The 13,273-nt window shown below is 73.4% G+C and carries 10 protein-coding genes; 5 read left to right on the top strand and 5 right to left on the bottom strand.

The genetic code is table 11. The features are described from left to right. The first annotated feature begins 114 nt into the window (after positions 1-114). From BJ993_RS08605 to BJ993_RS08595, 3 genes are all read left to right on the top strand, one after another. Positions 115-2,040 carry a penicillin-binding transpeptidase domain-containing protein gene (locus BJ993_RS08605; RefSeq protein WP_179648435.1) on the top strand — a complete coding sequence of 642 codons (1,926 nt, stop codon included), beginning with the start codon at positions 115-117 and terminating at the stop codon, positions 2,038-2,040. 532 nt (positions 2,041-2,572) lie between these two features. Next, on the top strand, positions 2,573-4,042 hold the full coding sequence (locus BJ993_RS08600; RefSeq protein ID WP_179648434.1) for an NAD-dependent succinate-semialdehyde dehydrogenase: 1,470 nt from the start codon (positions 2,573-2,575) through the stop codon (positions 4,040-4,042). An 82-nt stretch (positions 4,043-4,124) separates the two neighbouring features. Further along, complete coding sequence (locus tag BJ993_RS08595; protein WP_179648433.1) at positions 4,125-5,465, top strand: MFS transporter; 1,341 nt, start codon at positions 4,125-4,127, stop codon at positions 5,463-5,465. On the opposite strand, the gene BJ993_RS08590 is transcribed toward BJ993_RS08595, so the two are convergent. The 5 genes from BJ993_RS08590 to BJ993_RS08570 all read right to left on the bottom strand — a co-directional run bounded on the left by BJ993_RS08590 (position 5,455) and on the right by BJ993_RS08570 (position 10,697). Continuing rightward, positions 5,455-6,705: a low temperature requirement protein A gene (locus tag BJ993_RS08590; RefSeq protein WP_179648432.1), complete on the bottom strand. Its 1,251-nt coding sequence runs from the start codon at positions 6,703-6,705 to the stop codon at positions 5,455-5,457. The two genes, BJ993_RS08595 and BJ993_RS08590, sit on opposite strands and share 11 nt — an antisense overlap. Positions 6,706-6,715: 10 nt before the next feature. Further along, positions 6,716-7,309 carry a TIGR03086 family metal-binding protein gene (locus BJ993_RS08585; RefSeq protein ID WP_179648431.1) on the bottom strand — a complete coding sequence of 198 codons (594 nt, stop codon included), beginning with the start codon at positions 7,307-7,309 and terminating at the stop codon, positions 6,716-6,718. A gap of 12 nt (positions 7,310-7,321) precedes the next feature. After that, the gene (locus BJ993_RS08580) at positions 7,322-8,347 is read right to left on the bottom strand and encodes a sigma-70 family RNA polymerase sigma factor (RefSeq protein WP_179648430.1); all 1,026 of its coding nucleotides are present in this window, start codon (positions 8,345-8,347) and stop codon (positions 7,322-7,324) included. Positions 8,348-8,484: 137 nt separating this feature from the next. Further along, a complete protein-coding gene (locus tag BJ993_RS08575) occupies positions 8,485-10,065 on the bottom strand; it encodes a glycerol-3-phosphate dehydrogenase/oxidase (protein ID WP_179648429.1) in 1,581 nt (526 codons plus the stop codon). Continuing rightward, positions 10,062-10,697: a TetR/AcrR family transcriptional regulator gene (locus tag BJ993_RS08570; RefSeq protein ID WP_179648428.1), complete on the bottom strand. Its 636-nt coding sequence runs from the start codon at positions 10,695-10,697 to the stop codon at positions 10,062-10,064. Before BJ993_RS08570 ends, BJ993_RS08575 begins: the two co-directional genes overlap by 4 nt. Positions 10,698-10,714: 17 nt before the next feature. Here BJ993_RS08570 and BJ993_RS08565 point away from each other — a divergent pair, with 17 nt between their 5' ends. Together BJ993_RS08565 and BJ993_RS08560 are read left to right on the top strand one after the other, a co-directional pair. Then, the gene (locus BJ993_RS08565) at positions 10,715-12,325 is read left to right on the top strand and encodes an FAD-binding oxidoreductase (RefSeq protein ID WP_218864646.1); all 1,611 of its coding nucleotides are present in this window, start codon (positions 10,715-10,717) and stop codon (positions 12,323-12,325) included. After that, positions 12,322-13,236, top strand: a complete 915-nt coding sequence (locus tag BJ993_RS08560; RefSeq protein ID WP_179648427.1) for a YegS/Rv2252/BmrU family lipid kinase — start codon at positions 12,322-12,324, stop codon at positions 13,234-13,236. Before BJ993_RS08565 ends, BJ993_RS08560 begins: the two co-directional genes overlap by 4 nt. Positions 13,237-13,273 lie beyond the last annotated feature (37 nt).

Genomic DNA, 13,273 nt, shown 5'->3' with positions numbered 1-13,273 from the left:
ACGTCGTACGCCCGCGGGCACGGGCGGAGGACCCCTCAGATCCTGTGGATGGCCGCTGGTCCCTGCGGCCCTTGCGCGACCGGGACCGTCGGGTGTGGCTGGTAGAACAGCCGCATGCGGCGATCCTCGGTGGCCACCTCCTTCCTGCTCGTCTCGGCGCTCGGCCTGACGGCCTGCTCCGGCGGCGGCTCCGACGGTGACGACGGCGCGCGCAAGGCCGCGGAGGGGCTTGCCACCGCCCTGGCCACGGCGGCCGCGCCGGCCGACGGTGCCAGCACGGCGAGCGATCCGCTGGCCGCGGTGACCTGGACCGGCACGGACCCCGCCACCGTCGCGAAGGAGTACGCCGCCGTCATCGACGGCATGGACGGGATCGCGCCGAGCGTCGAGGTCGCCGAGGTCGACGGCGAGGCGGACAAGCCGACGGCGACCCTGACCTGGACCTGGCCCGTCGTCGCCGGAGGCGACCCGTGGACCTACGACACGACCGTCGCGCTGGCGGACGGCGACGGGTGGGCCGTCGCGTGGGCACCGAGCATCGTCGAGCCCAGCCTCGCCGACGGGGAGACGCTCGACGCGACCACGCTCCTCGCGCAGCGTGGCGAGATCACCGGCGCCGGCGGCGAGAAGCTGGTCACCGAGCGGCCCGTCGTCCGGATCGGGATCGACCGCACCAAGGTGACGGCCGCCGCGGCGCCGGCGTCCGCGCGGGCGCTGGCCGAGCTGGTCGACATCGAGGTCGCGCCGTTCGTGAAGGCCGTGAAGGGGGCCGGGGACAAGGCGTTCGTCGAGGCGATCACCTACCGTGCGAACGATATTCCCGCAGCGGTCCGGACGGGGATCGAGGGCATCGCCGGCGCCCACCGGGTCACCGGCGAGCAGGCGCTCGCGCCGACCCGCGACTTCGCCGCCCCGATCCTCGGTCGGGTCGGCCCGGTCACCGCCGAGATGGTCGAGAAGGATCCCGACGCCTACCGCCCGGGCGACGTCGCTGGTGTCTCCGGCCTCCAGGCCCGCTACGACGAGCAGCTGCGCGGCACCACCGGCCGCTCGGTCCACGCCGTCCCGGCCGATGGCGGCGAGGAGCGCGAGCTCTTCCTCGCCGAGCCGGCCGCCGGCAAGCCGCTGGCGCTCACCCTCGACCGTCGGCTGCAGACCCTCGCCGAGCGGGTGCTCGGCGGAGTCACGCCCGCCAGCGCCCTCGTGGCGATCCGCCCCAGCGACGGCTCGATCCTGGCGGCCGCCAACGGCGCCGGCACCGGCGGCCAGAACTACGCCACCTTCGGCCAGTTCGCCCCCGGCTCCACCTTCAAGTCGGTCACCTCCCTCGCGCTGCTGCGCGCCGGCCTCACCCCCCAGACGCAGGTGCAGTGCACGCCGACCGTCACGGTCAACGGCAAGCGGTTCAAGAACTACTCCGACTACCCGTCGTCCGCGATCGGCACGATCCCGCTCGAGGAGGCGATCGCGCAGTCGTGCAACACCGCCCTGATCGGTGCCCGCGCGAAGGTGAAGGACGGTGACCTCGCCGACGCGGCCGCGAGCCTCGGCCTCGGCATCGACCACGACCTCGGCTTCCCCGCCTACTTCGGCGAGGTCCCGCCGCCGGCGAGCGAGACCGAGGGCGCCGCCGACCTGATCGGCCAGGGCAAGGTGCTCGCCTCGCCGATGGCGATGGCCACGGTGATCGCGAGCGTGCAGGCCGGCACGACCGTCGTACCCCACCTCGTGGACGGGGTCGATGTCTCCGTGCCGTCGGAGGCCGAGCCGCTCTCGGCCGCCGAGGCACGGCAGCTCAAGGCGATGCTGCGCCGGGTGGTCACCAACGGCAGCGGCCGCGGCCTGGCCGACCTCCCCGGCGGTCCGGTCATCGCCAAGACCGGCACGGCCGAGTACGCCGACGGCGGCACCATCCGCACGCACGCGTGGATGATCGCCGCCCAGGGCGACCTCGCGGTCGCGGTCTTCGTGCAGACCGGTGAGTCGGGCTCGCGGACGGCGGGTCCGCTGCTGGAGGAGTTCCTGCGCGCGGCTCGCTGAGGGGCCTTGATCGTGGTCGGTGTCGGACGGCCGTGCGCTGGGAGGTCTTGCGCGTGGTCGGTGTCGGGCGGCCGCGCGCTTATCCGCCGAGGCTTGGCCTACGGAAGTCGACTGCGGCGCGGCAGCGCGGCGAGAGCCGTCTCCGGCAGCTTGCTGCCCGCTCTACGGCGAAGCCGCGCTCGCGCCCCCGACCATGCAGTGTCGGCTTGCCGCCATTCCAAGGCTTGGCCTACGGAAGACAACTGCGGCGCGGCAGCGCGGCGAGAGCCGTCTCCGGCAGCTTGCTGCCCGCTCTACGGCGAAGCCGAGCTCGCGCAAGAAAAATGGAGCGAGCCCCTCATCGCATGGGGTCGACGAGGGGCTCTTGTCGTTATCGGTGCTCCCTCCGAAGTACGACAGGACAACTCTAACCCCGTGCTCAAGCGGGTCAAGGGGGATCATCGGAGAATCCTCCGTTCGGTCGGCGGACCCGGGACCAAGGTCCCGCTCGGCCACCCTGCCGATCCAGCCGGTGAGGTGCCAGAGTGAGGTCATGAGCTTCCGCGAACGCCTCGGCCACCTGCTCCCGGAGTCGCACCGTCAGCTGTACGTCGGGGGCGCGTGGGTCCCCGGGAGCGGCGGTGGCCGGATCGACGTCATCGACCCGGCGGACGGGTCGGTGCTCACCGATGTCGCCGACGGGACGCTCGACGATGCGCGGGCGGCCCTCGACGCGGCGGTCGCGGCGCAGGCGGACTGGGCGGCGACGGCGCCGCGCGAGCGGGGCGAGATCCTGCGACGGGCGTTCGCGCTGGTGACCCAGCATGCCGACGACCTCGCTCTGGTGATGAGCCTGGAGATGGGCAAGCCCATCGCGGAGGCGAAGGGGGAGGTCACCTACGGTGCGGAGTTCCTGCGCTGGTTCTCGGAGGAGGCGGTCCGGATCCACGGCCGGTGGATGCAGAACCCGGCCGGCGGCAGTCGCCTGCTGACGGTGCGCAAGCCGGTCGGTCCGTGCCTGTTCATCACCCCGTGGAACTTCCCGCTCGCGATGGGGACCCGCAAGATCGGTCCGGCGATCGCGGCCGGCTGCACGATGGTGGTCAAGCCGGCGGCGCAGACGCCGCTGACCATGCTCTACCTGGCGGCGCTGCTGGCGGAGGCCGGGCTGCCCGCCGGGGTGCTCAACGTCGTGACGACCAGCGACTCGGGCGGGTTGAGCAGCACGCTGCAGGCCGACGCGCGGCTGCGGAAGGTGAGCTTCACCGGGTCCACCGTCGTCGGCAAGAAGATCGTCGAGCAGTCCGCGGGCCAGCTGCAGCGGGTGTCGATGGAGCTGGGCGGCAATGCGCCCTTCCTCGTCTTCGCCGACGCCGACCTGGACGCGGCCGTCGAGGGCGCGATGGTCGCCAAGATGCGCAACATGGGTGAGGCCTGTACGTCGGCCAACCGCTTCCTCGTGGAGGAGTCCGTCGCGGCGGACTTCGCCGAGCGGCTCGCGCAGCGGATGGGCGCGCTCCGCGTCGGGCGGGGCCAGGACGTCGGGGTGCAGGTCGGTCCGCTCATCGACGCGAAGGCCGTCGCCTCGGTGTCCGCGACGGTGGCTGACGCGGTCGAGCGGGGTGCCCGCGTGCTGACCGGCGGCGAGGCCCCGGCGGGCGACGGCTACTTCTTCCCGCCGACCGTCCTGGTCGACGTACCGGCGGACGCGGACGCGGTGACCAAGGAGACCTTCGGGCCGGTCGCGCCGATCACGACCTTCACCAGTGAGGACCAGGCGATCGCGCTGGCGAACGCGACGGAGTACGGGCTCGCGGCCTACGCCTACACCCGCGACCTCGCCCGCACGATCCGGCTGGCGGAGCGACTCGAGACCGGGATGCTCGGCATCAACACCGGCCTGGTGTCCAACCCGGCGGCGCCGTTCGGCGGGGTGAAGGCGAGCGGGTTCGGCCGGGAGGGTGGCTTCGAGGGGATCGAGGAGTACCTCGACACGACGTACGTCGCCCTGCCGGTCTCCTGACCGCGGTCGGCGCCGGCGCGGGAGCCGGGCCGATGAAATCGATGGCTGCTGTCGGTCCTCCTCTGCACACTGGAGGACGACCATGACCGATCAGCTCACCCCCCTTCCCCCGACCCGGGCGCGGCGGCTGCCGCGCGCGTTCATGCCGTTCCGGCACGCGTCGTACCGGTGGCTGGGGACGGCGCTGCTGCTGACCTCCTTCGGTGGCGGCGTCTGGGTCGTGGCCCTGGTGTGGGAGGTCATCCGGATCGGCGGTGGCGCGAGCGCGCTCTCCGTCGTCAGCACGGCCGGCGCCGTGGGTGTCCTGTTGCCCGCGCTGCTCGGCGGCGTGGTCGCCGACCGGGTCCCGCAGAAGCTCATCCTGCTCGTCACCACGTCGGTCGAGCTCGCGGGCATGGCGCTCGTCGCGGTGCTCTCGTTCGCGGACCTCACCCAGCTCTGGCACCTCGCCGCCGTCGCGTTCACCGCCGGCTGTGCCATGGCCTTCTACTACCCGGCCTACTCGGCCTGGCTGCCGGCGCTCGTGCCCGAGGAGGACCTGCTCGCCGTCAACGGCTTCGAGGGCATGGTGCGGCCGACGATCGGGCAGGCGCTCGGACCCGCTGTCGCCGGTGCCGTGGTCGGTGCGGCGTCCTCGTCGGCCGCGATCGCGGTGGCGGCGGGCGCCTACCTGCTCGGGCTGGCCGTCCTGGCGCGGGTCCCCCTGACCGCCGTACGACGCGACCTCCCCACTCCCGACCGCGAGGCCGGGGCGGGAGGGGCGGCGCACGCGGTGGCGAGCGCGGTCGCGGACATGCGCGAGGGCTTCGCCTACATGGTGCGCACGCCGTGGTTGCTGGCCACGCTGCTCTTCGCGTCGATCATGATCCTGGTGATGATGGGCCCGCTCGAGGTCCTCGTCCCGTTCCTGATGAAGGACGAGCTGGGCGGCGGCCCCGGCGACCACGCCGTGGTGATGGCCTGCTTCGGCATCGGTGGCGCCGTCGGCTCGCTCGTGGTCGGCTCGCTCCCGATGCCCCGGCGCTACCTGACCTGGATGAACCTGATGTGGGGCGTCGGCTGCCTGCCCTTCCTGGCGATCGGCTTCGCGACGGCGGTCTGGCAGGTGGCGGCCGCCGCCTTCGTGATCGGCGTGCTCTTCTCGGCGCCGATGGTCATCTGTGGCACCCTGCTGCAGCGGCGGGTGCCGCCGGAGCTGCTCGGCCGGGTCGCCTCGCTCGACTTCTTCGTCTCGATCAGCCTGATGCCGGTCTCGATGGCGCTCGCCGGCCCGGTGGCCGACCTGATCGGGTTGCAGTGGACCTTCGCGATCGCCGCGGTCGTGCCCGGCGTGACCGCGGCGGTCGCCATCGTCTGGGCGCGCCTGCCCGCCGACGAGCTGGCCCACCCGCTGCGCGAGGAGCCGGCCGCCGTCAGTCCCTGAGCCTCTCGAGCACCTCGACGTTGTGGCGGTAGCCGACCGTCTCGTAGCCGACGACCGACACCCACGGTGCGAGGGAGAGGACGAGCAGGCACCACTCCAGGTCGACCTCGGCCTGCGCCATCAGCACCGGTGCGACCAGCGTCGCCGCGGTGATCAGCAGCAGGACCAGGTGGAACAGGTGGAACGACCGGGTCAGCACGGTGTAGCCGGTGTAGAAGACCGCGATGAACAGGGCGACGGGGACGACCACGGTCAGCACCGTGGCGGTCAGCCCGATCTCGGCGTGGTGGTCGAGGAAGTACGCCGCCACGTGCAGTCCCGCGCCGATGGCCACGATGCTGCCGAAGAGCCCGATGGCGCCGTACCCGAAGCCGAAGGAGCGCTCGCGGCGGGCATGCAGGATCTCGCCCGTCGGCACCACGAAGTAGCACCACCAGGTGCCGAAGGTGAGGGCCGTGCCGGCGACGGTGAACAGGCCGATCTCCCAGGTCAGGCCGCCCTCCGCCAGGACGTTGATGGCGGCCATCGTGCCGATCATCCCCTCGCCGAGCGTGATGATGACCATCAGGCCGTAGCGCTCGGCGATGTGGTGGGCGTGCCACGGGGTGCCGCCCCGGCGGTTCTCCGCGTACGCCGGCCCGCCGACCTCGATCAGGAAGGGCACGATGATCAGCGCGAACGTCGTACCCACGGGCAGGTCGACCAGCGCCAGCACGCACCACAGGACCTGGGCGGCGGCGATCGAGACGATGTAGGTCCGGCAGGCGGGGCCGCGGTCGGGGTCGTGCCGCCCGGCGCGCCACCACTGGAAGAGCATCGCGACCCGCATCACGACGTAGCCCCAGACGATGACGTCGTTGTCGAGGGTCTCGCCGTGCTCGGTGACGGACTCGAACATCGGGTGGATGCCGAGCGCGAAGATCAGCACGCCGACCATCTGCAGCATGGTGGTCAGCCGGTAGATCCAGTCGTCGGTGTCGTAGGCCGAGGCGAACCAGGTGAAGTTGATCCACGCCCACGAGATGCCGAAGGTCGCGAACGCGAACGCCGCGATCCCGCTGCCGACGTGGTCGGCCGCCAGCGCGTGCGCCAGCTCGTTGGCCGCGGTGCCGAAGGCGACCACGAAGGTCAGGTCGAACAGCAGCTCCAGCGGTGTCGCGACCCGGTGCGACTCGTGCGGGTCGCGGCCGGTCATCCGGCGGCTGCGGTGGCGGACAGCGTGCTCCTGCGGCTCCGGCATGCCGCGCAGTCTAGGAGGACGAGCTACCCGGGTACGACGACCGGCGACCCAGCAGCGCCAGCACGTGCACCCCGGCGGGGGCCTCCACCGGCACCGGGACGGGCGGAGCGAACCGCGGGTCGTCGCTGAGCGCGACCTGGAGCGCGGTGGGGAGCAGGTCGGCGGCGAGCCGTTCGGGGATCGGCGTGCCCCTGGTCGTCGTACGACCGACGTCCCAGCCGTGGACGGTGATCTCGAGGGCGGCGATCCGGGCGACCGTGTCGACGGGGAGCGGGTGCCCCGCGACGTCGACGACCGGCGAGGCCGCTGAGAGCCAGGCGGTCAGCAGCGCGCACGCCTTCGCCTGCAGCCGCTGGACGCGCTGCTCGAGCGGTGAGGGGGCGGCGCTGCTGAGTCCGACCGCGCCGTCGGCTGCCTCGGCGAACGCGTCGAGGGCGTCCTCCATGTGGGCGAGCAGGTCGGCGAGGGTCCAGCCGGCGCAGGGCGTGGGCCGGTCGACGTCGGCGCAGGTGATCGTGGCGAGCGCGGCACGGGTGTAGTCGAGCGCGCGCTGCAGCACGTCGAGTCCCGCGACGAGTCCGTCCGGGGCGGGCTCGGCGGTCATGTCGTCGCCCGGTCAGGCCGGCACGTAATCGGCAGGCAGCCGCTCGGGCAGCCCGAACCGCGCGAACAGCCGGTGGTCGAAGAACGCGGTCACGTGCTCCACCCGCAGGTCGTCGCCGGAGCCGGTCATCTGCAGCACCTGCAGGTGGAACGGCTCGAAGTGGCCGTCGGGCTGGCGCATGTAGAGGCCGAAGGCGGGCTGGCCGTTGGCGACCGTCTCGACCATCGGCATGTCGTTGGTGCCGCCGGGGCACTTGGTGCCGATCAGCTCGCCGATCGCGTCGCAGCCGCGGAAGTGGTTGAGGAACGGCGGCATGTCCCAGGTGGCGTCGTACTTGAGCAGCTGGACGATCTGGTCGATGTCCTTGCGCCAGAACGCCTGCAGGTAGGCGTCGAGCAGGGTCCGCTGGGCCTGGTCGAGGTCGGGCTCGACGGTGTCGGGCGTCAGCCCCCGCTCGGCGACCTGGGCGTGGGCGCGCTGGAGCGCGGAGTTCACGGCGGCGGTCGTCGTGTCGAGCGCCGTCGCGGTCTCGGCGGCCGACCAGCGCAGCACGTCGCGCAGGATCAGGACCGCGCGCTGGCGGGCCGGGAGGTGCTGCAGGGCGGCGACGAACGCGAGCCGGATCGTGTCGCGCTCGGCCACCTCGACCGCGGCGTCCGGGATCGGCTCCAGCCACGGCACCTCGTGGTCCTCGAGCAGCTCGTCGGACGGCGCCGAGTCGGCGGTGCCCAGGCCGGTGGGGAGCGGCCGGCGCGGCTTGCTCTCCAGGTTGGTGAGGCAGACGTTGGTGGCGATCTTGTAGAGCCAGGTGCGCACGGAGCTGCGGCCCTGGAAGCTGGCGGAGGCCTTCCACGCGCGCAGGAAGGTCTCCTGGACGAGGTCCTCCGCCTCGTGGACCGACCCGCTCATCCGGTAGCAGTGGGCCATCAGCTCGCGCTGGTAGCGCCCGGTGAGGGTGTCGAAGTCGGCGAGCTCGTCGCTCGCCGGCGCCTTCTGTGTGGTCGGGTCGGCCTGCTCGGTCTTCTGTTCGGTCACCATCGTTCCCATCGCTGCCCCCGTGTCTCGCCAGTGTGCCTGATCTGCTGACCGGGGGCATCCCGAAAACTCATCGGTGGGGATGCAGGAATCCCCGCCTGAGCGGGTGTTCCTGCGCTTGGTGACGGTTGCAACCGGCACTAAGCGCGAGTTTCCCCGCTCCGGCGGGGATTCCTGCACGCCTCCAGCACCCGCTCCGCGGCAGGCAGGGCCACGGCGCGGTCGTCGGGCACGAGCCCGATGCGGGTACGACGGTCGAGCAGGTCCGCGACGTCGGCGGCCCCCTCGTGGGTGATGCCGAAGAAGAGCTCGGCCCAGACGGTCGGGATCGTCGGGTGGCCGGGCGCGATGGGCGCGAGCAGCTCGGCCTCCGACCAGCCGGACGCCTCGACGGCCGCGGTCAGTGCGAGGCCGGCGTCGGCGCCGTACCGGCGGACCAGGCGGGCCGCACCGGGCGAGCCGGCGCGAGCCGCCTCCTCGGCGAGGGCTTCGCGCGGGGCGGCGCCGAGCAGGGGGAGCGTCGCGGTCACGCAGGGGCCGGCGGCGAGGCCGGCCGAGGCGACGGCGGCATCGACGGCGTCCTCGGCCATCCGGCGGTAGGTCGTCAGCTTGCCGCCGACGATCGTCACGACGCCGGTGCGCGAGGTGAGGACGGCGTGCTTGCGCGACAGGTCGGCGGTCGAGCCCTCGCCGCCGTCGAGCAGCGGGCGGAGGCCGGCGAAGGCGCCGACGACGTCGGAGCGGCGCAGCTGACGCGAGAAGGACGCCGAGACCACGTCCAGCAGGAAGCCGATCTCGACCTCGGTGGGCTCGGCGACGTCGGGGACGGGGCCGTCGACCGGCTCGTCGGTCAGGCCGACGTAGAACTGGCCGTCGGGCTGCGGCAGGACGAGCACGAACCGGTTGGTCTCGCCCGGGATCGGCGCGAAGACCGCGACCGACAGCTTCGGCAGCGCCTCGGCGCGCAGCACCAGGTGGGTGCCCCGCGAGGGTCGCAGCCGTACGTCGTCGACGAGGTCGCCTGCCCAGACGCCGGCCGCGTTGACGACGGTCCGGCAGGTCACCGACAGCGGCGCACCGGTCAGCTCGTCGCGGAGCTCGACCGCGGTGCCGGTCGCGGACAGGACCCGCGCGTGGGTGTGGACGGCGGCGCCGCGCTCGGCCGCCGTCCGGGCGATGGTCGTGACCAGCCGGGCGTCGTCCTCGAGCTGTCCGTCCCAGCCGAGCAGCCCGCCGCGCAGGCCGTCGGTCCGCAGCGGGGGCGCGAGACGACGAGCCTCGGCGGCCGTGAGCCGGCGCGGCCGGGGGAGGGTGTCGGCGCTGGTGCGCGCCGCCCGGCGGAGCAGGTCGCCACCGAGGAAGCCGGCGCCGGCCAGCAGGCCCATCGGACGGCTCACGCCGGGGGCGAGCGGGATGAGCGAGGGCAGCGGCCGGGTGAGGTGCGGCGCGGTGGTCTCCATCAGGATCCCGCGCTCGACGGCGCTCTCGTGGGCGATCGCGACCTGCCCGGAGGCGAGATAGCGCAGGCCGCCGTGCACCAGCTTGGAGGAGAAGCGCGACGTACCGAACGCCAGGTCGTGGGCGTCGACCGCGAGCACACTGAGGCCGCGGGAGGCGGCGTCGAGGGCGACGCCGGCGCCGGTGACGCCGAGGCCGATCACGACGACGTCGACGTCGGTGGGTGCGCCGGCGAGGCCGGGGGTGATCCTGCGAGGGGTCATGGCGTGAGGCTCCGGACGATGAGGGTGTGGAGCTCGGCGTCGAGGGCGGTGGCGTCCACGGCCTCGTCGAGCATGGTGTGGGCCGAGAGGACGAAGCCGTGGGCGGCGAGCACGAGCCCACGCGCGATCGCGACGGGATCGCCGTCGCGGATGGTGCCGCGGCGCTGGCCCTCGGTGACGGCGCCCGCGAGGACGCCGATGATCAGCTCCTGCGAGCGGCCGCGCCGGGCGAGCAGGTAGGGGAGGATCAGCTCGGGGTCGAGCTCGACGATGCGCGTGAACAGCTCGTTGTCGCGCAGCGCCTCGACCGTGGCGGCCACGGCGTCGGCGACGCGGACAGGCGTCGGCTCACCGGCGAGGTCGACCTGGCCGGCGACCAGCCCGGTCCACTCGCGCGTCATCAGGTCGCCCAGCAGGGCGGGCATGTCGGACCACGCGCGGTAGATCGTCATCCGCGAGACGCCGGCCCGGCGCGCGACCTCGGTCAGCGTCGTACGCCGCCAGCCGACGTCGAGGATGCACTCGCGGGCGGCGTCGAGGTAGGCGTTCTGGGTGCCGGGGTCTCGGGACGGTCGCTGCGCGACCTCCTCGACCACCGGGTCAGACTCGTGGTTGTGACGATGTGACGTCATGTGTAACACTGTAACACATGACGACCGAGCGACCCACCGTCCTCCAGCCCGAGATGCCCGCCACCCGCTGGGGCGACCCGGCCCACGCGACCGGCCTGCCGGACGGCGTCCGCGACCTCGTCGGCCTGGTCTTCCCGATCAAGGACACCCCTGCCCGCGAGGACGTGGCCGTGCCGGCCTCGCGCCTGGCGGACGAGCTGGTCGCCGGGCTGCGCGAGCTCCTCGGCGAGGACAACGTGGTCACCGACGACGGGGTCCGCCGCCTCCGCACCCGCGGCAAGTCCACCCCCGACCTGCTCCGCCAGCGGGCCGGCGACCTGGGCGACGCGCCGGACGTCGTCGTACGACCCGGCGGGCACGACGACGTCGTCGCCGTCCTCGCGTGGGCCCAGGAGAACCGGGTCGCGGTCGTCCCCTTCGGCGGCGGTACGGCGGTCACCGGCGGCCTCGTCGCGGACCCGGACGCCGCCGGGCTGGCCGGCGTGGTCTCGCTCGACCTCGGCCGGATGCGCGGCCTGCTCGCCCTCGATGCCGTCTCCTCGACCGCGACGTTCGAGCCCGGTCTGCGCGGTCCCGAGGCCGAGGCGCTGCTCGCCCAGCACGGCCTGATGCTCGGCCACTTCCCGCAGTCGTTCGAGTACGCCACGATCGGCGGCTTCGCGGCCACCCGCTCCAGCGGCCAGTCCAGCGCCGGATACGGCCGCTTCGACGCGATGGTCGTCGCGCTCCGCGTCGCCACGCCGGTCGGCGAGGTCCGCCTCGGCGTCTCGCCGGCGAACGCCTCCGGCCCCGACCTGCGCGAGCTCTTCCTCGGTTCGGAGGGTGCCTTCGGCGTGATCACCGAGGTCACCGTCCGGGTGCGGCCGCTGCCGGAGGTCAAGGAGTACGAGGGCTGGCGCTGGCGGTCCTTCGCCGAGGGCGCCGACGCGATGCGGCAGCTGGCCCAGGCCGACCTGCTGCCCACGGTCCTCCGCCTCTCCGACGAGAACGAGACCGCGATCAACCTCGCCGACCCCGAGGCGATCGGTGGCGAGGGCGGTGCCGATGGTGAGGGCCCGGGCTGCCTGATGGTCGTCGGCTACGAGGGCACCCCCGCCGCGGTCGCCGCGAAGAAGGCCGCCGTCACCGCCGCGCTCACCGCGCTCGGCGGTGCCCCGCAGGGCTCCGGGCCGGGCGAGGCCTGGGCGCACGGGCGCTTCGACGCGCCGTACCTGCGTGACAGCCTGCTCGACAACGGCGTGCTCGTGGAGACCCTCGAGACGGTCGCCTTCTGGAGCAACCGCGAGAACCTCTACACCCGCGTGAAGACCGCGCTCGAGCAGGCGCTCCCCGGGGCGATGGTGCTCTGCCACGTCTCGCACGTGTACGCCACCGGCTGCTCGCTCTACTTCACCGTCGCCGCCCCGGGTGGCGAGGACCCGCTGGCCGCCTGGCTCCCGGCGAAGGCCGCCGCCTGCGAGGCGATCGTCGCCGCCGGCGCCTCGATCACGCACCACCACGCGGTCGGCACCGACCACAAGCCCTACCTGACCGCCGAGATCGGCGAGGTCGGCGCCGAGGTGCTGCGCGCCGTCAAGAAGGCGGTCGACCCGACGGGCATCCTCAACCCCGGGGTGTTGATCCCGTGAGCACCCGCAGCTTCGCGTTCCTCGTCAACCCGAACTCCGGCGGCGGGTCGGCGCCGAAGGTCGTCGTACCGCTGACGCGGGCGCTGCGCGAGGCCGGCGCGTCGGTCGAGGTCACCTACACGACCTCCGTCGCCGAGACGCCCGCCCTGGTCGATGCGGCGGTCGCGTCCGGTGCGGTCGTCGTCGCCGTCGGCGGCGACGGCATGCTGTCGTCGGTCGCGGGCGCGGTCGCCGCGCGTGACGGGGTGCTGGCCGTCGTACCCGCGGGACGGGGCAACGACTTCGCCCGGATGCTCGGGGTCCCGCACACGACGGCCGAGCAGGCCGCGCTACTGCTGGAGGGTGCCGAGCGCCGGGTCGACCTGCTGCGCGCCACCTCCGGGGACGGTACGACGCACGTCGTCGCCGGCTCCGTCTACGCCGGCGTCGATGCCCGCGCCGGCGAGATCGTCGACCGCTCCCACTGGCTGCCGTCGAAGCTGCAGTACCCCGTCGCCGCCGTCCGCGCCCTGGCGACCTACCGCCCGATGGAGTGCGCGCTCGAGGTCGACGGCGTCACGTCGCGGCACCTCGCGGCGACGGTCGTCGTCGCCAACTCGCGCTACTACGGCAAGGGCATGGCCATCGCGCCCGCCGCCTCGGTCTCCGACGGCCTCCTCGACGTCATCGTCATCGAGGCCGCCTCGCGCTCCGGCCTGATCCGCTCCCTTCCCAAGGTGTACGACGGCCGGCACGTCGACCTCGACGAGGTGAAGGTGCTGACCGGGCGCCGGGTCACCCTCTCCGGCGCCTACGCCGGCGGTGGGGCGGTGCCCGTCGGCGCCGACGGGGAGGCGCTGGGGCCGCTGCCCGCGTCGGGTGCGCCGATGGTCGTGGAGCTCCTGCCGGAAGCGCTGCGGATCATCGCCTGAGCGTCGTACCGTTTCGGCTCCGGCGGAGGGAGCTCGG

The organism is Nocardioides aromaticivorans, from assembly GCF_013408525.1.
Taxonomy (GTDB): domain Bacteria; phylum Actinomycetota; class Actinomycetes; order Propionibacteriales; family Nocardioidaceae; genus Nocardioides; species Nocardioides aromaticivorans.
Note: the sequence above shows the minus strand (reverse complement) of the source record. Positions and strands in the feature narration are given on the sequence as shown.